This is a genomic window from Cupriavidus gilardii (genome assembly GCF_008801915.1).
Classification (GTDB): Bacteria; Pseudomonadota; Gammaproteobacteria; order Burkholderiales; family Burkholderiaceae; genus Cupriavidus; species Cupriavidus gilardii.
In genome coordinates, this window is record NZ_VZOV01000007.1 from 1 (window position 1) to 20,269 (window position 20,269).

Below are 20,269 nucleotides of genomic sequence, written 5' to 3' on the forward strand. Positions count from 1 at the left end.
CGCCAGTGCCTGCGCCGCCCGCACCTGCGGTAGTCGCGGTCGTGTCAGCGCCAGGACCGCGCGCGCCGCCGCCGCTGGAGCTGCTGCTGCGGCGCCGCCGGCCAGGCTGCCGCCAGTGCCGTTGCCGCCGGCACCGGTACCGTTGGCGCCCCGGGCGCCGACACCGACGCTGGCCGCCAGGGCGCCACCGCCAGTGCCCGTGCCGTTGGCGCCACGGCCCGCGGTGCCATTGGCGTTACCGCCATAGCCGCCGCGGCCCGCCGTCGCGCTGCCGTTGTTGGCATCGCCCGCGGTCGCATCGCCAATCGTTGCCATGCCGCCGGCACCGCCGTTCCCGCCAGCGCCGCCATTGCCGCTGTTGCCGCCATTGCCGCCGGTGCCTCCCATGGCATTGCCGCCTGTGCCGGCGCCACCCGCACCGCCGGCGCCCCCGCCGGCGTTACCCAGCTGACGGGCGACGTTGCCGATATGGCTGACGGTCAGGCCGCTGACCGTGCCGTTGAGCCGCGTCATGGCGACCGCACGGCTCGTGTTGAAGGCGTTGGAGAAGTTGGCGGTCGAGGTGGAGCCGTTGTTTGCCGCAGTCGTGCCAAGGCCCTCCGCCCATGCGCGTCCGCGGTTCTCCGAATTGGTCTTGGTCGTGGTGGTGGTGTCGTTGTCGGTGACATTGACATTCACCGCCACGGCATCGTCGGTTGCGGTCTGTGCCAAGGCGTGCCCTGTCACCCCGAGAGTCAGGGCGACGGCGGACGCGAGTAAGGTCTTTTTCATACATAGCTCCCAGGAGGATGTTCTCTGCGACTCAGCCCGGCGCCGCCCTCGTCAGACGGAAACGAAGCGGTAGCCGGGTCATGGTCCGGCATTGGCCAAACCGAAGCGCCCTGCGCATATTCAGTGCCAGCACCCCACCCAGATACGGCATTCCCTTGTAAAACAAGGCCAAAATGGCCCTGTTGCGGTGCAAGATCCCACTTTTGGTGCGACACTGCGAGCGCTAATCCTGTGCACCGGAACAGACATGTCACATCGCTGTGACAGGACCCGAAAAGCCTCGCCAGCCGGCAATTCCGGCGGCTCGAAAAAAAATTGTTTATTGCCGGATAGTTAAGTCGGCATGCCGGAAAAACCGGCTCGACCCGTTCGCGTTACGAAAATGAAACGACGAACCGGACAGGGCGCGGGTGGTGTTTTTTTAAGCACGTCCTGCATTGGGGGGATGTTTCGGATGAACCGCATCGCGGATCATGGGCGGCCGCGCCAATTCGGGCGCTGCATTCGTCGCTTCCCGAAGCGGAAAATCAAGCCGAAAAACGCTGGCGAGATTGCGACGAAAATGTATCGACATTGTGCCGACGTTGCTCTGGCAAGCCGGGTCCGGCGCATGGCCGGTAAAAGCGCGAATTCACACGACGGCGCCTATTGCGTTGTCACTATGTTCATGTCTGATTTAAAGTACATTAAACTAATTGCCGACCTGTCGTCGACTCGCAAGGGAAGCCATGAGTGAAGCCGTCGTTCCCCTGTATCACCAGATTTACGTGGTGCTGCGCCAACAGATTGTGGAAGGCCGTTTTGGCCAGGGGCCTCTGCCGGGCGAGATCGACCTGGCCAAGCAATTCCACGCCTCGCGCGTGACCATGCGCCGGGTGTTCGATCGCCTGGTGCAGGAAGGACTGGTGCGCCGCCATCGCGGGCTCGGCACCTTCGTCAATCCGCATCCGATCGCACCGGCCGCCAGCGCACCGCAGACCGTCAGCCTGCTGGACAACCTGCTCGACATGGGGCAGAAGACCTCGGTCAAGGTGATCTCGATCGAAGAGGTGCATGCCACGCCGGACGTCGCCGAATCGCTGTGCCTGCAGCCCGGCGATCCGGTGACCAAGGTGGTGCGGGTGCGCCATTACCACGGCGAGCCGCTGTCCCATATCACCGTCTACGTGCCCGCCGACCTCGGCCGCCATCTGACCCGCAAGGATCTGGAAACCACGCCGATCCTGCGGCTGCTCGAGAACCGCGGCGGCCTGAAGCTGGGCCGTGCCACCCAGGTGCTGTCGGCCCGGCTGGCCGACGTGGTGGTGGCCCCGCTGCTCGAGGTGCCGGTCGGCGCCGCGCTGCTCGCCACCCGCCGCGTGGTGCAGGACAAGTCCGGCCGGCCGATCCAGTTGCTGCTGGGACAGTACCGGCCCGACCGCTACGAATACCGGATGGAACTGTCGCCGGCCGGCGGCGACAGCGCCAACGTCTGGGTCGACAACGGGACCCGCACCAGCTTGCGCGACTGACGCAGGCGCGCCATGCTGCGCGCTTCGACGATCAGACAAGGAGACCGCGTCATGCCGCTGCATCGAGCCAGCCGTTCCCTTCCCCCATCGGCCTCCACCACTGGCGTCGTCAAGACACGCCGCGCGACGCTCGGCCTGGGCGCGGCGACGCTGCTGTCGCTGCTCGCGCCTGCCGGCGCCATCGGCGCGGCCAACGGCAATGGCGGGCAGGCGGGAACGTCGGGCATAGCGGGCACATCCCCCGCCCCGCTTGGCCCGATCGCCGGCGGCAAGCCGATCCGCATCCTGGTCGGGGCACCGGCCGGCGGCACCACCGATACGCTGGCCCGCACCATCGCGACCGAGATGGGCAAGCTGCTGGACCAGTCCGTCGTGGTCGAGAACCGCCCGGGCGCCGGCGGCAATATCGCCGCCGAACTGGTCGCGCAAAGCGCGCCGGACGGCAGCACGCTGTTGATGAGTTTCACCAGCCATACCATCAACGCGACGCTGTACAAGAACCTGCCGTTCGATCCGGTCGCCGATTTCACACCGATCACGCTGGTGGCCAGCGTGCCCAGCGTGCTGGTCGCCCATCCGTCGGTGCCGGCCAACAATGTCGCCGAGCTGATCCAGCTGGCCAAGTCCCGTCCCGGCAAGCTGAACTTCGGCATCGGCGCGGTCGGCTCGTCGGTGCATCTGGCCGGCGACATGTTCAAGATGATGACCGGCACGTACATCGTCAACATTCCGTACAAGGGGACGACGCCGGCCGTCACCGACCTGTTGTCGGGCCGCGTCGAGCTGATGTTCGCCAGCACGCTGAACGTGCTGCCGCATATCAAGGCCGGCAAGGTGAAGGCGCTCGGCGTCACCAGCCCCGCGCCGCTGCCGCAGTTGCCTGGCGTGCCGCCGATCTCGCAGACCGTCAAGGGCTTCGAGTCCAACGCCTGGTTCGGGCTGTTCGGCCCGGCGGGCCTGCCGCCGGAAGTCACGCGCACGCTCTATCAGGCCGCGCGCCGCGGTCTGGAGACGCCCGCGGTGGCCAGGCGCCTGGAAAACGATGGCGCGCAGCCGGTCGCCAGCACGCCGGAGGCCTTCAGCGCCTTCGTCAAGCAGGACATCAAGCGCTGGGCCACCGTGGTCCGCTATTCGGGAGCCAAGGTGGAATGAGCCGTGCCGGCGCCGGGTCCATCCCGGCGCAAACCCTCGCGCAGAAGCTGGTGGCCCGCGCCGCGGGCATGGACCGCGTGACGCCAGGCACCGTGGTCACCTGCAAGGTCGATCTGGCGATGTCGCACGATTCCAGCGGCCCGCGCCGCGTCGCGCCGCTGCTGCGCGAGCTGGGCGCCAAGGTGTGGGACCCCGAACGCTTCGTCGTCGTGACCGACCATTTCGTGCCCGCCGCGGATGCGGAAGCCGAGGCGATCGTCCGCTTCACGCGCGACTGGGTGCGCGAGCAGCGCCTGCCGCATCTGATCGACAACGAAGGCATCTGCCACGTGGTGCTGCCCGAGCGCGGCTACGTGCTGCCAGGCCAGTTCATCGTCGGCGGCGACAGCCACAGCCCGACCGGCGGCGCGTTCGGCGCCTATATGTTCGGCATCGGCGCCACCGAAATGGCGGGCGTGCTGGCCACCGGCGAGATCTGGCTGCGCGTGCCGCAGACCATCCGCATCGAATGGGACGGCACGCTGGCCGACGGCGTCTGCGCCAAGGACATCATGCTGTTCCTGTGCGCGAGTCTCGGGCTTGGCGGCGGCCGCTACGAGGCCATCGAATATGCCGGCACGGCGGTAACGGCACTGTCGATGCACGAACGGATGACGCTGACCAATATGAGCGCGGAGCTGGGCGCGCAGACGGGCTTGGTTGCCCCGGACGCCACCACGCTGCAATGGCTCGAACAGGCCGGCGTGTCCGCGTCCACGCTGGCGCGGATCGATCTGCAGCATTGGCGCAGCGATGCCCATGCGCCGATGCTGCAAACCCTTCGCTTCGATGCGACCACGCTGGCCCCGCAGGTCGCGGCACCGCACTCGCCGGCCAACGGCGCGCCGGTGACCGAGATCCAGGGCGAAACGATCGACGTCGCCTATCTCGGCGCCTGCACCGGCGCCAAGCTCGACGACCTGCGCATGGCCGCGCGAATCCTGCGCGGACGCAAGGTCGCGCCCGGGGTGTCGCTGCAACTGGCGCCGGCCTCGCTGCGCGATCAGCAGCAGGCCGAGCGCGAAGGCACGCTGGCGGCGCTGCTCGATGCCGGCGCGCAGTTGCTGCCCAATGCCTGCAACGCCTGCGCCGGCTACGGTCCCACGCGTTTTGCCGCCGGCACGCGGGCGATTGCCTCGACCGCGCGCAATTTCGCGGGTCGCATGGGCGATGCCGGCAGCGCGGTGTGGCTTGCCTCGCCGATGACCGTGGCGGCATCGGCAGTCACCGGCAGCATCACCGATCCGCGCACGCTGCTGTCATGACCTCGATCCCCACGAAAGCACCCGGCGATACCTCGGCCGACGGCCAGGCCGCCGGCCGCATCTGGCGCTTCGGCGACAACGTCGATACCGATGCGATGGCGCCCGCCACGCAGATGAAAGGCGGCATCGACCAGATCGCGCGCCATTGCCTGGCGGGATTGCGCCCCGAATTCCCCGCGACCGTGCGGCCGGGCGACCTCGTCGTCGGCGGACGGCACTTCGGCGTCGGCTCGTCGCGCGAGCAGGCGCCGCAGGCGTTGCGCCATCTGGGCGTCGCGGCCGTCATCGCGCCCTCGTTCGCCGGACTGTTCTACCGCAATGCGCTGAATCTCGGCCTGCCGGCGCTGGTCTGCGCGGATACCGATCGGCTGGTCGATGGAGAACACGCGACGCTGGATCTGGAAGGCGCCGCCATCGTGCTGGCCGATGGCAGCCGCGTGCCATGCGAGCCGATCCCGCCGTTCCTGCTCGACATGCTGCGCGCCGGCGGGCTGATTCCGCATCTGAAGCAGCGGCTGGCGCAGCGGCGCGCCTGACGATGCCTCGCCCTCAACCCCTTTCGGCGTTGCGAGCCTCGCGCAGCAACGCCATCACCTCTTCGTCGGTGGTCTGCTCGAAATCCGCGTAATACGCGCCCACCGCGCCGAAATCATCCGGCACCCACAGCGACACGCATTCGTCGGCCGCATCCCGCAGCGACGCCAGCCCTTCGACCGACGCGACCGGCACCGCGGCAATCACGCGAGCCGCCCCGGCATGGCGCGCGCTCTCCAGCGCCGCGCGCATCGTCGCGCCCGTCGCCACGCCGTCGTCGACCATGATCACGACCCGATCCCGCATCGCCGCCACCGGGGCCCCGCCGCGATAGCGCTGCTGGCGCCGGGCGATTTCGCCCAACTGCCGGCCGCGCTCCAGCTCGAAGGCACCGCTGTCGACCGCGCGGCGCGTCCACGCATCGTCGTTGGCAACGGTATGCGGCGGCGAGCCGGTCGCATCGCCCTCGACCACTGCTCCCAGTGCCAGCTCGGGATAGCCCGGCGCGCCGATCTTGCGCACCAGCAGGATATCCAGCGCGGCGCCCAATGCGCGGGCCACTTCGAAGGCGACGGGCACGCCGCCGCGCGGCAGTGCGAGCACCAGCGGCGGCGCTTCTCCGCCCCGTTTCGCATGGCCAAGCTCGCTCAGGCGGCGCGCCAGATGGACGCCGGCATCGCGGCGATCGGCGAAATACGGCTGCAGCGGCATCGCGGCCCTCCTGTCCTGTTGATGCTCACCGGCCGGTACGGGATTCTCGCCGGCGCACGGTTGCCATTAACCCTGTGGCGCGGTCACCCTTTTATGTCCGGCTCGACACATGCCGTTACAATGCGAAAGTTAACAAGAACGATTCGCATTTATCGTTCATCACCCGAGCCTCCGACCCGCACGGACCGACGTCACGGTCCGCGCTGCCGCACCGCGGCGGCATTGCGCGGGCGTTCTGAAAAAATATAGACGGATCCGACCATGCCACAGCGTGCAATCCATCGCCGCGGCCGCCACCGCGGCCATGCCCTTCGCCTGACGACTCTCGCCCTGGGCCTGCAAGCCGCCGGCATGGTCTGGGCCCAGCAGTCCGCGCCCGCCGATGGCCCAGCCCCGGCCGCCGCCCCCGCCGCATCTGCCTCCGCAACCGCCACGGCCACCGCCGAACTGCCGGCGGTCACCGTACGGGCCACCAGCGACAACGAAACGGCCACCAGCCCCGTCTTCGGCTTCGTCGCCAAGCGCAGCGCCACCGCAACCAAGACCGATACGCCGGTCATGGAAACGCCGCAGTCGATCACCGTGATCACGCGCGACCGCATCGAGGCACAGGGCGCGCAATCGGTGCAGCAGGCGATCGGCTATACCGCGGGCGTCCACGCGGGCCTGTACGGCAACGACAATCGCGGCGACTGGGGACGCTTCCGCGGCACCGATTTCACGCAATACCAGGACGGGCTGCTCAATGCGGTTGGCTACTACAACAATGTCCGCCCCGACGTGTATGCGCTGGAGCGGATCGACGTCCTGCGCGGTCCATCGTCGATGCTGTTCGGCCAGGGCGCGGTCGGCGGCATCCTGAACCTGGTCAGCAAGCGACCGCAAGCCGAAGCCGCGCGCGAGATCGGCGTGCAGTTCGGCAACAACAACCGCAAGCAGGTGCAGGCCGACCTGACCGGGCCGCTCGATGCGGACGGCAAATGGCTGTATCGACTGGTCGCGCTCGCACGCGACAGCGACACGCATGTCGACTTCGCCCAGGACAATCGCTATCTGATCGCGCCGTCGCTGACGTATCGGCCGAACAGCGATACGTCGTTCACGCTGCTGGCGAATTTCCAGCGCGATGACAGCAATACGACGGCGGGGTTCTTTCCGTGGCAGGGCATGCTCTACCCGAACCCCGGCGGCCTGAAGATCCGCGACAGCCTCTTCGTCAGCGAGCCCGGCTTCGATCGCTTCAAGGCCGAGCAGGCCGCCATCGGATATCAGTTCGAGCACAAGGCGAACGAGGTCTTCACGTTCCGCCAGAACCTGCGGTACTCGTACAGCACGGTGGATTACCGCAGCATCTACGCGCGTTTCAATGCGCCGAACGGCGGTTGGGTACCGGGCAGCGACAGGCTGCTGAACCGTACCGTCTATTGGGACAATCCGCGGCTGCGATCCTTCCTGGTCGATACCCAGGCACAGGCCAAGTTCCGCACCGGCAGCGTGGGCCACACCCTGCTGACCGGCATGGACTACCAGCACGCCGATATCGACGGAAGCCGGGGTGCGGGCGGCAGCGCGGCGCCGATCGACATCGTCAATCCGGTCTACGGCAATTACGTCGCGCCGACGCTGAACCCGGTCAATCCCACCAAGCAGATCCAGACCGGCATCTATATGCAGGACCAGATGTCGTGGAACCAGTGGCTGCTGATGGTCGGCCTGCGCTATGACTGGTCGCGCGCCTCGCAAGTGAACACGCCGGCCGGCTCGCGCGACGACAATGAGTTGACCAAGCGCTTCGGCCTGATGTACCAGACCGACTTCGGCCTGAATCCGTACATCAGCTATTCCGAGTCCTTCCAGGGTGTGCCTGGCAACAACCGCGCAGGTCCGCTGAAGCCGCTGCGCGGCAAGCAATGGGAAGCGGGTATCAAGTACCAGCCTCCCGGCAAGAACGCCATGGTCACGATGGCGGTGTTCGACATGCGCGAAAAGAATCGTCGCGCCTCGGGCATCGTCAACGGCGTGGCGGACACCGTGCAGATCGGCGAAGCGCGCACCCGTGGTTTCGAGATCGAGGCGCTCGCATCGCTGCGCAATCGGGTCGACCTGATCGCCAACTACACCTACCTCGACACCCGCATCCTCGCGGGCAATTCCGTCGAAGTCGGCAAGCGCATCGCCAGCATTCCGAAGCATATGGCTTCGCTGTGGGGCACCTACAAGTTCAACCTGTTCGACAAGCCCGGCTTCTCGGCCGGCGCCGGCGTACGGTACTTCAGCGCCAGCTATGACGGCACCGACCGCAACAAGGTCGGCAGCGCTACGCTCGTCGACGCCGTGCTGGCCTACGACCACGGCCCGGTCCGCGTCGCGCTGAACGTCAACAACCTGTTCGACAAGGAATACCTGACGACCTGCCTGGCCCGCGGCGACTGCTACTTCGGCGCACGGCGAACGGTGGTGGGGAGCGTTACCTACAGGTTCTGATCAGCGCTGGGGAAGATTATCGACACTTGGGCTAATGGACGAAGCCTGATTGCGCCGCCTTTGGGCGGCGCTTTTTTTTGAGCCTTCGATTTGCCGCTGACCAAGCCGGCTGTAGCGCTCTTCAGTACCCAGTCTCCGAGACCACACTACCGAACCCTATTCGTAGCGACATGACGCGAATAATCGGATTCTTTGCGCAAACCACGCGAGATCCCCATTTATTCCATCGCTGCCCAGGGCAATAAAGTGCTGGAAGCCGGCCGTTTGTCGCTTGGCGAAGAGTCCCAAACTACCGCCCGCTTGCTGCAAGTAGGCAACCACGAAGGATCGCCTGCACCTTTCTGGCACGATTCTCAGGTCAAAAAGTCACCGATCTCCGCCACAAACGCGTCGTGCCTCTCCACATTCGACATATGCACCGCCGGCAGCAGCGCCAGCTTCGCGCCCGGAAACGCCGCTGCGATTTCCTCGCTGTGCTCGGCCCGCGTCACCGTATCGAACTTGCCGCCGAGCACCAGCGTCGGCCGTGAAATCAGCGTAATCGTGCGTCGCAGGTCCATATCGCGTACCGCGGCCAGCGCGCCGGCGATGCCGCGTGGGTCCGTTTCGAGCAGGACCTTGCGGAACGGCTCAAGCTCCGGACCGTTCTTCTCGCGCATTTCGGCGGGAAACCAGTTCCCTAGAAACGCGTCGGCGGTCTCGTTCGGCGCCGCGGTCAGGATCGTTTGAATGCGCGGCTCCCAATCCGCCGCCGGGCCGAGGTAGGCGGCGGTATGCGCGAGCACGAGGCGGTCGATTCGTTCGGGAGCATGGATGGCGAGCCATTGCGCGACCATGCCGCCCAGCGACAGGCCGAGGAAGTGGACGCGCTCGAGCGCCAGCGCATCCAGCAGTTCGACCGCGTCGCGTCCCAGCCGGTCCAGCGAATAGGCGCCGGCCGGTACGTCGGAGGCACCGTGGCCGCGCATGTCGTAGCGCAGCACGCGGAAACGCTGCAGCAATGGCGGCATCACGCCGTCCCACATCGACATATCGGTCGCGATCGAATTGGACAGCATCAGCACGGGGCGGCCGGCCTCGCCTTCGAGTCGGTAGGCAATCCGCTGGGCATCGCTGGTGGTGAAGGTCGACAACGCTGGCATCTCGGTTCTCCTGGAAGGTTGAAGACGGCCCGTCGCCGATCTGGCGGCCGAGGCCCATCACGGAAGCCATCGTAGTCATGCAGCGATTCTGAGAAAATTACAAAGTTCTCACACTCTCTGTCAGGAACGCGAACAATGTCCCGCTTCACGTTGCAAGACCTGCAGTGCTTCGACGCCGTCGTCCGCGAGGGAGGCTTCCAGGCGGCCGCGGCGGTTCTGCATCGAACGCATCCTGCGGTGTTCGCGGCGGTGGCCAGACTGGAGCGGCAACTCGGCCTGGCGCTGCTGGATCGCAGCGGGTACCGGGTCACCCCGACGGAGGCGGGTCGCGCCTTCCATCGGCAGGCTCAGTCGCTGTTGCGCGAGCTGCAGGCGCTGCAGCTTCACGCCGAGCAATTGGCGATGGGAGAGGAAAGCGAACTGCGCGTGGTGATCGGCGACCTGTGCCCGCCGTCGCAGACGCTGGGGTTGCTGAGCCCGTTCTTCGCCGAACATCCGGCAACGCGGCTGGACCTGCATGTCGAGGCGGTGACCGGGCCGTGGGAGCGCCTGTTCGACGGCGAGGCCGATCTGATCGTGCATCGCGTCGACAAGAGCGACACGCGGATCGAATGGCTGGATCTATGCAGGATCGAGCTGATCCCGGTGGCGGCACCGGGCTTTCTGCCATTCGCCGTCTCGCGTGCAATCCGCCCGGAGCAATTGCGCGCGCTGACGCAGTGCGTGATCCGCGACAGCGCGCGGCGCCCCGCGGATCAGGAGCATTTCGTGATCGCGGGCGCGCCGCAATGCACGGTGCCCGATCCGATGATGAAGAAGGAGATCATCGTGCAGGGCATGGCGTGGGGCCATCTGCCCCGCTTCCTGATCGAACGGGAATTGGCCGAAGGAAGGCTGCTGTCGATCGCTGGCCGCTATCTGCCGGGGCGCATCGAGGAGCTGGTTGCCGTCCGCCGGCGCGACCGGCCGCATGGGCCTGTCGCCAACCGGCTGTGGGAGCATCTGGCCAGGGCGGCCCCGCGATTTCGCGCGGCGCTGCGCCATGGCGGAAATCGCTGAGTACGCCAGGACATCAAGCGTTACACGCGCGTAGTCTCCGCATGCGCCAGCCAGTGCCGCGCGATGGCATCGCGCCGCGCTATCCACACGCCGCCTCGCGAACGCATATGTGCGAGCATTGCCTCCAGCGCCGCAATGCGGCCGGGCCGGCCCAGCATGCGCAAATGCAACCCGACGGACATCATCTTGGGGGCGTGTGCGCCCTCGCGCCAGAGCCAGTCGAACGCATCGGTGACATAGCCCGCGAAGTCGGCGGCGCGCACAAAGCGGTTGCCGTGCTGGAACTGCATGTCATTGGTGTCGAACGCATAAGGCAGCATCACATGCGGCCCGCGTGGACCAGGCAGTGTCACGGGCAGATCGTCACCATAGAAATCGCTGTCGTAGAGGAACCCGCCCTCTTCCATCAGCAGCCTGCGCGTTCTCGGCGTCGACGCGGAGCGCGTATGCCAGCCCACCGGCCGAATGCCGGTGGCCGAACGGATCGCGGCGACGGTGCGGTCGATTGCCTCGCGCTCCTGCTCGGTGGACATTGCGACATGGCTTTCCCAGCGCCAACCGTGTGCGGCGACCTCGTGGCCACGGGCCACCGCATCGCGTGCCAATTCGGGCAGCCGCTCCACGGCGCGTCCGCAGGCGCTGACCGTGATGGCAGCGCCTGCGTCGGCCAGGCATTGCATGATGCGCCACCACCCCGCACGCGTCCCGTAGTCGAAATGGCTCTGCAGGCAAGGATCGGGACGGCCTTCGATGCGGTCGATCACCTCGTACGTCGATTCGTTGCGGGCGTCGCCTTCGGCGATCGACAGTTCGGCCCCCTCTTCGAGGTTCAGCACGAACGATACGGCCACTCTCGCCTCGCCGGGCCAGTGCGGGTGGGGCGGACGACCCGCATAACCGAGCAGGTCGCGCTGCGCGGCTGGCGCTGGTTCGTCGGGCTTCGGCGACACGGCTACGCGGTCCATCGTCATTCCGCTTGCAGCTTGCCGCTGCGCACCAGCTTTGCATATCGGTCCAGTTCGCCGCGCAGGAAGGCGGCCGCTTCCGGAGGCGACCCTGTGGCCGGCTCGGCGCCCAGGGCCTCGAAGCGGCTTCGCACGTCGGCACTCGCGAGCACGGCTGCGATATCGTGATTGAGCTTCTGCACGATCTCGCGTGGTACGCCGGACGGCGCGATCATCATGAACCAGGGTGCGAACTGGTAAGCAGGCAGGCCGGCCTCTGCCATCGTCGGCACGTCGGGCAACAGGGGCGAGCGGCGCGGCGTGGTAACGGCAAGGGCTCGCAGTTTTCCGCTTCTGATATAGCCGACCGAAGAGACCACCGGATCGATCATCATGTCCACCTGCCCGCCGACCAGGTCCGTCAGTGCCGGCGCGGCGCCCTTGTAGGGTATGTGCGTCAGAGCGACGTCGGCCAGGCTGGCAAACTGCGCTCCGCCAATATGGCTGGTCGATCCGCTGCCCGAAGAGGCATAGGTCATCTTGCCGCCAGCGCGTCGCGCCAGTGCGACGAGCTCCGTCACCGAGCGCGCCTGCACTGCCGGATGGACGGCCAGCACGCTGGGCAGCGTGGCGATCATTGCCACCGGCGTGAAGTCGCGCTCGGTGTCATAGCGCAACTTCTGATAGAGGCTCGGGTTGACCGCATGGCCCACGGTCACGAGCAGCAGCGTGTGCCCATCCGCCGGGACCTTGGCCACGTACTCGGTGGCGATCCGGCCGCCGGCTCCGGGCTTGTTCTCGACCAGCACCGGCTGCTTCCACGTCGCGCCGAGCTTGTCCGCGAGCACGCGGCCGAAGGTATCGGCCGCACCGCCCGGCGGGAATGGCACCACGATGCGTACCGGCTTGTCCGGAAAGCTGGCGGCCGATGGCGCTGCCGCGGCATTGGTCGAAGCCGAGCTGACTGTCAGCAGGGCGGCGCAGGGAAGAAGGCATCGGCTCAACAAAGCGTGCAGCGTCATAGGGTCACCTTTTGCTATGGGAGGAAGGAACGCCCCGGCTCGTTTGCAATCGCCGTGCCATCGATGGCTGCATCACGGCACGACGCGACAGAGCGACGGCGTCATGCCGCCGGTTTCCAGTATTCGCGGCCGACTCCCTGCCACAGCGCGCGACAGGCATGCTCGGCCTCGCGGCATACCTCGTCGAGATCCACGCGCGTCGGCACGCCATCGTTCACCACCACCTCGCCATCGACGACGACCATGCGGACATCCCTGCCCTGGCCGTTGTGAACCAGGTTGCCCAGGGGATTCACCAGCGGGACCAGATGCGGCCGCGCGAAGTCCAGCATCACCAGGTCCGCGCGCTTGCCCACTTCGAGGGTGCCGATGCGATCAGCGAGTCCCAGCGCACGCGCGCCACCCATGGTTGCCATCTCGAAGACATGGCGCGGCTGCCAGTCGTCATCGACGCCCCCCCGTTGCACGCGCGCCGTGACCAGCGCCCACCGCATCAGCTCGATCATGTCCGCGTGCTGCGTATCGGTTGCCAGCGCGATATTGATGCCGGCGCGCTTGATGTCGGGCGTCGGGGCGAGGCGACCGGAGCTGGCGTTGCACTTGGGGATGTGGACCACGTGGGCGCCCGCCCGGGCAAGCCTGCCGATGTCATCTGCGGTCACATAGATGCAATGGCCACCCATCAGGCGCGGCGTCAGCAGTCCGGTATCGTCCAATACCTCGGTCGACGTGCGGCCCGTGCGCGCCTTCACGCGCTCGACCTCCACGATGCTCTGGCCCAGATGCATGTTGACCCGCATGTCGCGCTGCTGCGCCAGCGCGGCGAGCTCGCGCAGAAAGCCGTCGGAACAGGTGTCGACGGCGTGAGCCGCGAGCTGGACCTGCACGCGATCGTTGCCCTGCCAGCGGGCCGCCAGGTCCAGTGCCGCCTGCAGCGTGCGAGTGCCGATTGCGGCGTCGTAGTGCCAGCGGCCTTCGGCGACCTGCGCGAAGTCCACATCATGAATGCGCCAGCTCGGCGCGAGCCGCACGCCGAGTTCGGCCATGGCCTCGGTGGTCACGTCAGCGTGCACGAAGTTGTCGCCGATCAGCGTGGAACCGAACAGCATCGCTTCGAGCGCGCCGAGCCGCGCCAGCGCCCGGGCCTGCTCGGGATTGACCTGCGTGCCCTTCGGAATCCCGGGCGTATAGGACGGCGCGAAGCCCGCGTCGGCGGCCACGCCGCGCACCATCGACAGGATCGCGTGCGTATGGACGTTAACGAGCCCGGGAATCAACACCGTGCCGGAAGCGTCGACGACGCGCCGGACTTGGGCGCCCTCCGGCAGCGTCTTGCCGATATAGGCGATCGCGCCATCACGGACGGCAAGCGCCATGTCGCGCTGCGCGACGTCGGTACCGGCCGCGGTACCGAGCAACGTGGCACCGGTGAATGCAAGGTCGAACACGGGCGGCGGCTGCAGGAATTCGGTGGTCATGGATGAGTCTCGCTTCGAAGAAATCGCGGTCGATTCTGGTGCCGGCGCTTATGGATGGTGCGCCGCATGCACCATTACCGATCAACAATTTGTTGGTCGTTTGGTTAACCATTCTGGTTGACGATAATGCGGAACGCAAGAATAATTCGGCCATCGGCCCGCAACGCCGGCCGCCCACGCACGTCCCACCGATGAGTACCGACCCTTCGCCCGACATCGAGCAACGCCTCTACCAATCGATTGCCAGTGCATTGATGGCGGGCAAGCTGCGCCCCGGCATGCCGTTGCGGGAGCGCAATCTGGCGGAGCTGTTCGGTACCACGCGCGGCGCGGTCCGAAAAGTGCTGGCCCGGCTGGGACAGGAAGGCAAGCTGGAACTGCTGCAGAATCGGGGGGCCTTCGTGCCGCAGCCGTCGCCGGAAGACGTGGCGGACATCTATGGCGCGCGTGCCATCGTCGAGGCCGGGCTCGTTGCTGCGCTGGCCATGCGCCTGACCCAGCGCGGTGGCCGTGGTGCCTTGGCCCGGCTCAAGTCCCATGTCGAGGCCGAAGAGGCGGCGAGCCTGGCGCAGGACCGTGAAACGTCGGTGCGCCTGGCCGGCGAGTTTCACCTGAAACTCGCCGAACTGGTGGGCAACGATTCGCTGCTTCGCTATCTCGAGCAGTTGATCGCTCGCACACAGTTGTTCGTCGCGCTGTACGAAGCGCGCGACGAGAGCCACTGCGCGCCGGACGAGCACCGCCGCATCGTCGCCGCGCTCGACAAGGGCGACGTGGCCGCGGCCATCGCGACGATGAGCAGTCATCTGGCCGACGTCCAGGCGCGCGTGCTGGCCCATATGGCACCGACGGCCGACATCGATCTCGCCGAGGTGCTCGGCGCCCCGCTGGGCTGATCGTGCGCTTCGTTCTGCTCAATCCCAATGCCAGCGTCGAGATGACCGCGCGCATGTGCGCGGTGGCACGCGAGGCGGTGGGCCCGGGTCACGCGCTGGATGGGTACCACAATCCCGACGGCCCGGCGGCCATCCGTTCCGCGGCCGACAACGCGCTTGCGGTGCCCGGCCTTCTCGCCCTCGGGGCGAGACATCTGCACCGGTGCGACGCGGCAATCCTGGGAGTGTCGATGGACACCGCGCTGAACGAACTGCGCCGGCAGACGACGATACCTGTCGCCGGTGTCACCGAATCGGCCATGTTGCTCGGCTCTCAGCTCGGAGCGCCCGTCGGGCTGATCACGGTCGGTTCCGACCTCGCGGCGCTTTATCGCAACCTCGTGCGGCAGTACGGGCTCGGCGGCCGCCTGGCCGGCGTCATCGGCATCGAAGCGCCAGGGGCCTACGGCGGTGCCACCGACGCCACCGTGGCCGACAAGCTGCGCGATGCGGTGCGCACCTTGCATCGCGCCCATGGCGCACGCGTGGTGGTCACCGTGGCCGCCGCGCTGTGCGGCTATGTGAACCTGCGCGATACCGACGTGCCGCTCTACGACGGTATCGCGTGTGCTGCCTTGCAGGCATTGGCGCTCGCGCGGCTCCGTCAGGCCTCTCTTTCCTCGGCCGGTTGACCCCTCGTTTTCCCTAGCCGGCCGTCCGTCGACGGCAGCCCTCGCGCCCGCACGCTGCGCTGCGCCTATTGTCCGCCGTACCCCGTAAGCCCTTGCCCATGCTGGCCCGCACGCCCTCAGCGAGGCACGGAATCGGTGCATCGCACCAATATCCGGCATGCATATGCACCACATTCGACAAACAATTTTCGCCTTGATTGTATGGCGGTTATTGGACTACTGTACGGGACAGTGAGACGCCATGCGAGGGCCGTGCCGACGGCACGGATGCGGCAGTCCCACCCACTACGCCAACTTGCCAACCGCCGACAGGCGGCCCCTCCGGAGGAGAACGCATCATGCAAGCAGTCAGTGTCGACGCAACCGCGCGTACCGCACAGGACCGTCCCCAATCGGTCGCGCGGGTCGCGGGTGCCAGCGTGGCGGGGACCACGCTGGAGTTCTACGACCACTTCATCTATGGATCGGCCGCCGCGCTGGTCTTTCCGAAACTGTTCTTCCCGCAGAGCGATCCGCTGACGGCGACGTTGCTGTCCTTCGCCAGCTACGGCGTCGCGTTTGTCGCGCGGCCTCTGGGCGCGGCGATCTTCGGCCACTTCGGCGACAAGTTCGGCCGCAAGTCGGTGCTGATCGTCACGCTGCTGATGATGGGCCTGGCGACCTTCGGCATCGGGCTGCTGCCGACCTACGGCAGCGTCGGCATGCTGGCGCCGTTGCTGCTGGTGCTGCTGCGCGTGATCCAGGGTCTTGCACTGGGCGGGGAGTGGGGCGGTGCCGCGATCATGGTCAACGAACTCGATCCCGAAGGCCGGCGCCGCGGACTGCTGGGCAGCCTGGTGCAGCTGGCAGCGCCGATCGGGCTGCTGCTCGCCAACGGTGTCTTCGCGCTGGTGACGTGGATGGTGTCGGAGGAAGCGTTCCTGAGCTGGGGATGGCGTGTGCCCTTCCTGCTCAGCGCACTGCTGGTCGGTGTCGGCATGTACATCCGCGCCAATGTGCGCGAGTCGGCGGTGTTCGAGAAGGCCGAGGCCCAGCATGCCGAAGCGCGCGCGCCGATCGCCGAGGTGCTGCGCCACTACAAGAAGCAGCTGCTGATTGCCTTCGGCGCGCGTCTGGGCGGCGATATCGCCTTCTACGTCTTCACGCTGTTCCTGCTGTACTACGTGCCGACCAAGCTCGGGCTGCCCAAGAGCATCGCGCTCAATGCCGTGTTGCTCGGGGCCGTCGCGCAGATCCTGTTCATTCCCGTGGCCGGCGTGCTGGCCGACCGCATCGGCCGCCGCCCGGTGCTGATGATCGGGGGCATCGGCGGCGCGCTGTGGGCGTTCGGCTTCTTCGCGCTGGTGCATACGCTGAGCCCGGCGCTGATCATGCTGGCTTCGTTCATCGGCATGGTGCTGGTGTCCTTCATGTTCTCGCCACTCGCTTCCTTCCTGCCGGAGCTGTTCGCCACGCAGGTGCGCGTCACCGGCGCCTCGCTGGGCTTCCAGTTCGCCGGCGTGTTCGGCGGCGCGCTGGCCCCGTTGATCGCGGTCGGCCTGCTGGACCGCTTCGGCAGCAGCACGCCGGTCGCCATCTACCTGGCCGTGGTCTGCGTGCTGATTGCGGTCGCCGCCGGCGTCGCACGCGAAACGGCAAGGGCGCGCCTGTCCGACCTCGGCAATGAGGCCGCGCGCTGAACGCGCGGGGCGACCCGGACCAGAACAACAACCGTCATGAGATTCCTGTGAAACAGTTCGACCTTCTGATCCGCAACGGCACGGTGGTGACCGCCAGCGACACCGTCCAATGCGACATCGCGATCGCCGGCGGCCGCATCGTGCAACTCGGCCATGACCTGGGCAGTGCCCGCGACGAGATCGATGCAAGCGGCAAGCTGGTACTGCCCGGCGGTGTCGATGCGCATTGCCATCTCGACCAGCCGATGCCCGATGGCCTGAAGATGGCGGACGACTTCGAATCGGGCACGATCTCGGCCGCATGCGGCGGCACCACCACCGTGATTCCGTTCGCCGCCCAGGAAAAAGGCCAGTCGCTGCGCGCGGCCGTGGCCGACTACCATCGCCGTGCCGAAGGACGCGCCGTGGTGGACTACGCCTTCCACCTGATCGTGTCTGACCCGACCGAGACGGTTCTGCGCGAGGAGCTGCCCGGTTTGATCCGCAAGGGCTACACCTCGTTCAAGGTCTACATGACCTACGACGACCTGAAGCTGGGCGACCGTGAAATCCTCGAGGTGCTGACGGTGGCGCGGCAGGAAGGCGCGCTGGTGATGATCCACGCCGAGAACTCCGACTGCATCGCCTGGCTGACCGACCGGCTGGAGGCCGAACAGAAGACCGCGCCACGCTTTCATGCGATCGCGCGGCCGATGGCGATCGAGCGCGAGGCCACGCACCGCGCGATCACCTTCTCGGAGCTGGTCGACGTGCCGATCCTGATCGTCCATGTATCCGGGCGCGAAGCGGTCGAGCAGATCCGCTGGAGCCGCGCGCGCGGCATGAAGATCTTCGCCGAGACGTGTCCGCAGTACCTGTTCCTGACCGCCTCGGATCTCGATCAGCCGGGCTACCACGGCGCCAAATGCGTCTGCAGCCCGCCGCCGCGCGACCGCGCCAACCAGGAGGTGATCTGGGACGGCCTGGCCGATGGCCTGTTCACGATCTTCTCGTCGGATCATGCACCGTTCCGCTACGACGATCCGCAGGGCAAGCAGCCGGGCGGCGAGCAGGTGCCGTTCCGCTATATTCCGAATGGCATCCCCGGCCTGGAGACGCGGCTGCCGCTGCTGTTCTCCGAGGGTGTGGGGGGCGGACGCATTTCGCTGAACCAGTTCGTCGCGTTGACCTCGACCAACCCCGCCAAGCTCTATGGACTGCATCCGCGCAAGGGCACGATCGCAATCGGCGCGGACGCCGATCTGGCGATCTGGGATCCGGAGCGCGAGGTCGTCATCCGCAACGCCGACCTGCACCACGCGGTCGATTACACGCCTTACGAGGGCACGCGCGTCAAGGGTTGGCCCGTCACGACGCTGGTGCGCGGCAAGGTGGTCGCGCACGAAGGCAGGCTGATGGCGACGGCGGGGCACGGCGAATTCCTGCCCTGCGCGCTGCCGGAGATGGCAAAGCCGCGCTATCGCACTTCGGGAGGAAGCCTTTGATGCCCCATCCGAATCGCACCGAGCACGAAACGCGCTGCGACAACGCACCGCCCTATCCGAACGCCGCCGCCATCGCCGTCCAGGTCAACGCCGGCGAACTCGATCCCGGCGCTGTGGTGTCGGCATTTCAAGCACGGATCGACGCGCGCAATGGTGAGCTCAATGCGGTGTTCGAGGAGCGCCGCGACCTGGTCGACGCCGACGTCGCGCAACTGCGCGAGCGCCTGGCCGCGGGCGAACGGCCGCCGCTTGCCGGCGTGCCGGTGATCGTCAAGGACGTCGTGTGGGTGCGCGGGCGCCGCGTGACGCAGGGCTCCTTGCTGTACCGCGACTTCGTCGCGCCGGCTGATGCCATCGCGGTAGAACGGCTGCGCGCGGCCGGCGCCATCGTGCTGGGCATGGGCAACACCTCGGAGTTCGCCTGCAAGGGCCTGACCACCAACAAGGTCTATGGCCTGACGCGGCATCCGCAAGACACCGCGCTGACGGCCGGCGGCTCGTCGGGCGGCTGCGCGGTGGCGGTGGCCGCCGGCATGGCGCCGCTGGCGCTGGGTACCGATGGCGGCGGCTCCAGTCGCCGCCCGCCTGCGCACGCTGGTCTGGTGGGCTTCAAGCCGTCCTTCGGCGCGATTCCCGACGCCGCCGGCTTCCCGCACGCGTTTCCGGGCATCCAGGTGATGGCGCCGATCACGCGCACGGTCGACGATGCCGCGCTGATGTTCCGCGTGCTGTGCGGGCCCGATCCGCGCGATCCGGATTCCATGGGCTTTCGGTGCGCCGCGGCCGGGCCGCTGGACGGAATTCGCATCGCTGTCAGCCCCCGCCTGGGTCTCGACACGCCGGTGGACGACGATGTGGCGGAGGCGTTCGAAGCGGCGGTGGCAAGGCTGGAGGCGGCGGGCATGCCGGGCCTTCGCACGGCGCGGCAGGATCCGGTCTGGCCCGACGGCGCCGGCGAAGCGGCTTTGATGCCGCTGCAGCATGTCGGACTGGCCAATCTCCATGGCGACGCGTGGCGACGCGACCCGGATCGATTCGACCCGGACATCGCGCGGCAGATCGAGCGCGGCTTCGCGTGGAGCGGCGCCGAGGTTGCGCGCGCACGCGAAGCCAGCCGCCGCATCGGCCTGGCGCTGGCGGCGTTCTTCACCGAGCATGACTTGCTGCTGTGTCCGACCACGCCTTGCGTGGCATGGCCCAACGACCGCCTGGGTCCCGAGCGGATCGGCGGCGTCGCCGTCGAGCCGCGGGCGCATGCGGTCTTCACGCCGTTCTTCAATCACGCCCAGGCGCCGGCGATTTCGGTGCCGTGCGGCACCGGGCGCGACGGCCTGCCGGTCGGACTGCAGATTGCCGGTCCGCGCGGCGCCGACTGGCGCGTGCTGGCAGCGGCGCGGCTGATCGAACGACTGTTGGCCGCCGGCTGA

17 protein-coding genes and 1 pseudogene are annotated in these 20,269 nt (G+C 67.4%); 12 read left to right on the forward strand and 6 right to left on the reverse strand.

Annotated elements, in window-relative coordinates; all coding sequences use genetic code 11:
- Positions 1-771 (reverse strand): annotated as a pseudogene (locus F7Q96_RS27385) (hypothetical protein); the annotation flags it as partial.
- Positions 772-1,153: 382 nt separating this feature from the next.
- Here F7Q96_RS27385 and F7Q96_RS10885 point away from each other — a divergent pair.
- Genes F7Q96_RS10885 through F7Q96_RS10905 form a run of 5 tightly spaced genes read left to right on the forward strand, consistent with a single transcriptional unit; the run spans position 1,154 to position 5,274 of the window.
- Positions 1,154-1,507 carry a hypothetical protein gene (locus F7Q96_RS10885; protein WP_151022625.1) on the forward strand — a complete coding sequence of 118 codons (354 nt, stop codon included), beginning with the start codon at positions 1,154-1,156 and terminating at the stop codon, positions 1,505-1,507.
- Positions 1,500-2,282, forward strand: coding sequence for a GntR family transcriptional regulator (locus F7Q96_RS10890; protein WP_053823336.1), 783 nt, complete (start codon positions 1,500-1,502; stop codon positions 2,280-2,282). The genes F7Q96_RS10885 and F7Q96_RS10890 overlap by 8 nt, the downstream gene beginning before the upstream one ends.
- Before the next feature lie 51 nt (positions 2,283-2,333).
- On the forward strand, positions 2,334-3,434 hold the full coding sequence (locus F7Q96_RS10895) for a tripartite tricarboxylate transporter substrate binding protein (protein ID WP_151022627.1): 1,101 nt from the start codon (positions 2,334-2,336) through the stop codon (positions 3,432-3,434).
- Positions 3,431-4,738, forward strand: a complete 1,308-nt coding sequence (locus tag F7Q96_RS10900) for a 3-isopropylmalate dehydratase large subunit (protein WP_053823335.1) — start codon at positions 3,431-3,433, stop codon at positions 4,736-4,738. The genes F7Q96_RS10895 and F7Q96_RS10900 overlap by 4 nt, the downstream gene beginning before the upstream one ends.
- The gene (locus F7Q96_RS10905; RefSeq protein ID WP_053823334.1) at positions 4,735-5,274 is read left to right on the forward strand and encodes a LeuD/DmdB family oxidoreductase small subunit; all 540 of its coding nucleotides are present in this window, start codon (positions 4,735-4,737) and stop codon (positions 5,272-5,274) included. Before F7Q96_RS10900 ends, F7Q96_RS10905 begins: the two co-directional genes overlap by 4 nt.
- Positions 5,275-5,287: 13 nt before the next feature.
- On the opposite strand, the gene F7Q96_RS10910 is transcribed toward F7Q96_RS10905, so the two are convergent.
- The gene (locus F7Q96_RS10910) at positions 5,288-5,983 is read right to left on the reverse strand and encodes a phosphoribosyltransferase (RefSeq protein WP_151022629.1); all 696 of its coding nucleotides are present in this window, start codon (positions 5,981-5,983) and stop codon (positions 5,288-5,290) included.
- A 351-nt stretch (positions 5,984-6,334) separates the two neighbouring features.
- Here F7Q96_RS10910 and F7Q96_RS10915 point away from each other — a divergent pair, with 351 nt between their 5' ends.
- Positions 6,335-8,467: a TonB-dependent siderophore receptor gene (locus F7Q96_RS10915; protein ID WP_082371844.1), complete on the forward strand. Its 2,133-nt coding sequence runs from the start codon at positions 6,335-6,337 to the stop codon at positions 8,465-8,467.
- A 353-nt stretch (positions 8,468-8,820) separates the two neighbouring features.
- On the opposite strand, the gene F7Q96_RS10920 is transcribed toward F7Q96_RS10915, so the two are convergent.
- A complete protein-coding gene (locus tag F7Q96_RS10920; RefSeq protein WP_151022631.1) occupies positions 8,821-9,609 on the reverse strand; it encodes an alpha/beta fold hydrolase in 789 nt (262 codons plus the stop codon).
- 135 nt (positions 9,610-9,744) lie between these two features.
- Between F7Q96_RS10920 and F7Q96_RS10925 the strand changes: the two genes are divergently transcribed.
- Positions 9,745-10,668 carry a LysR family transcriptional regulator gene (locus F7Q96_RS10925; RefSeq protein WP_053823331.1) on the forward strand — a complete coding sequence of 308 codons (924 nt, stop codon included), beginning with the start codon at positions 9,745-9,747 and terminating at the stop codon, positions 10,666-10,668.
- Between the two features lie 20 nt (positions 10,669-10,688).
- Here the strand turns inward: F7Q96_RS10925 and F7Q96_RS10930 are convergent, their stop codons facing one another.
- From F7Q96_RS10930 to F7Q96_RS10940, 3 genes are all read right to left on the reverse strand, one after another.
- Complete coding sequence (locus tag F7Q96_RS10930) at positions 10,689-11,633, reverse strand: polysaccharide deacetylase family protein (RefSeq protein ID WP_053823330.1); 945 nt, start codon at positions 11,631-11,633, stop codon at positions 10,689-10,691.
- Between the two features lie 2 nt (positions 11,634-11,635).
- A complete protein-coding gene (locus F7Q96_RS10935; RefSeq protein WP_082371672.1) occupies positions 11,636-12,634 on the reverse strand; it encodes a tripartite tricarboxylate transporter substrate binding protein in 999 nt (332 codons plus the stop codon).
- Positions 12,635-12,735: 101 nt separating this feature from the next.
- Positions 12,736-14,112 (reverse strand): amidohydrolase family protein, encoded by a 1,377-nt coding sequence (locus F7Q96_RS10940; RefSeq protein ID WP_151022633.1) that lies wholly within the window; start codon positions 14,110-14,112, stop codon positions 12,736-12,738.
- Positions 14,113-14,114: 2 nt separating this feature from the next.
- Between F7Q96_RS10940 and F7Q96_RS10945 the strand changes: the two genes are divergently transcribed.
- From F7Q96_RS10945 to F7Q96_RS10965, 5 genes are all read left to right on the forward strand, one after another.
- Positions 14,115-15,008 carry a GntR family transcriptional regulator gene (locus F7Q96_RS10945; RefSeq protein ID WP_226995006.1) on the forward strand — a complete coding sequence of 298 codons (894 nt, stop codon included), beginning with the start codon at positions 14,115-14,117 and terminating at the stop codon, positions 15,006-15,008.
- A 2-nt stretch (positions 15,009-15,010) separates the two neighbouring features.
- Positions 15,011-15,679 carry an aspartate/glutamate racemase family protein gene (locus tag F7Q96_RS10950; RefSeq protein WP_053823328.1) on the forward strand — a complete coding sequence of 223 codons (669 nt, stop codon included), beginning with the start codon at positions 15,011-15,013 and terminating at the stop codon, positions 15,677-15,679.
- 338 nt (positions 15,680-16,017) lie between these two features.
- Positions 16,018-17,358 (forward strand): MFS transporter, encoded by a 1,341-nt coding sequence (locus F7Q96_RS10955; protein WP_053823327.1) that lies wholly within the window; start codon positions 16,018-16,020, stop codon positions 17,356-17,358.
- A 47-nt stretch (positions 17,359-17,405) separates the two neighbouring features.
- Positions 17,406-18,842 (forward strand): dihydropyrimidinase, encoded by a 1,437-nt coding sequence (gene hydA / locus F7Q96_RS10960; RefSeq protein ID WP_053823326.1) that lies wholly within the window; start codon positions 17,406-17,408, stop codon positions 18,840-18,842.
- Positions 18,842-20,269, forward strand: a complete 1,428-nt coding sequence (locus tag F7Q96_RS10965; protein WP_082371670.1) for an amidase — start codon at positions 18,842-18,844, stop codon at positions 20,267-20,269. The genes hydA and F7Q96_RS10965 overlap by 1 nt, the downstream gene beginning before the upstream one ends.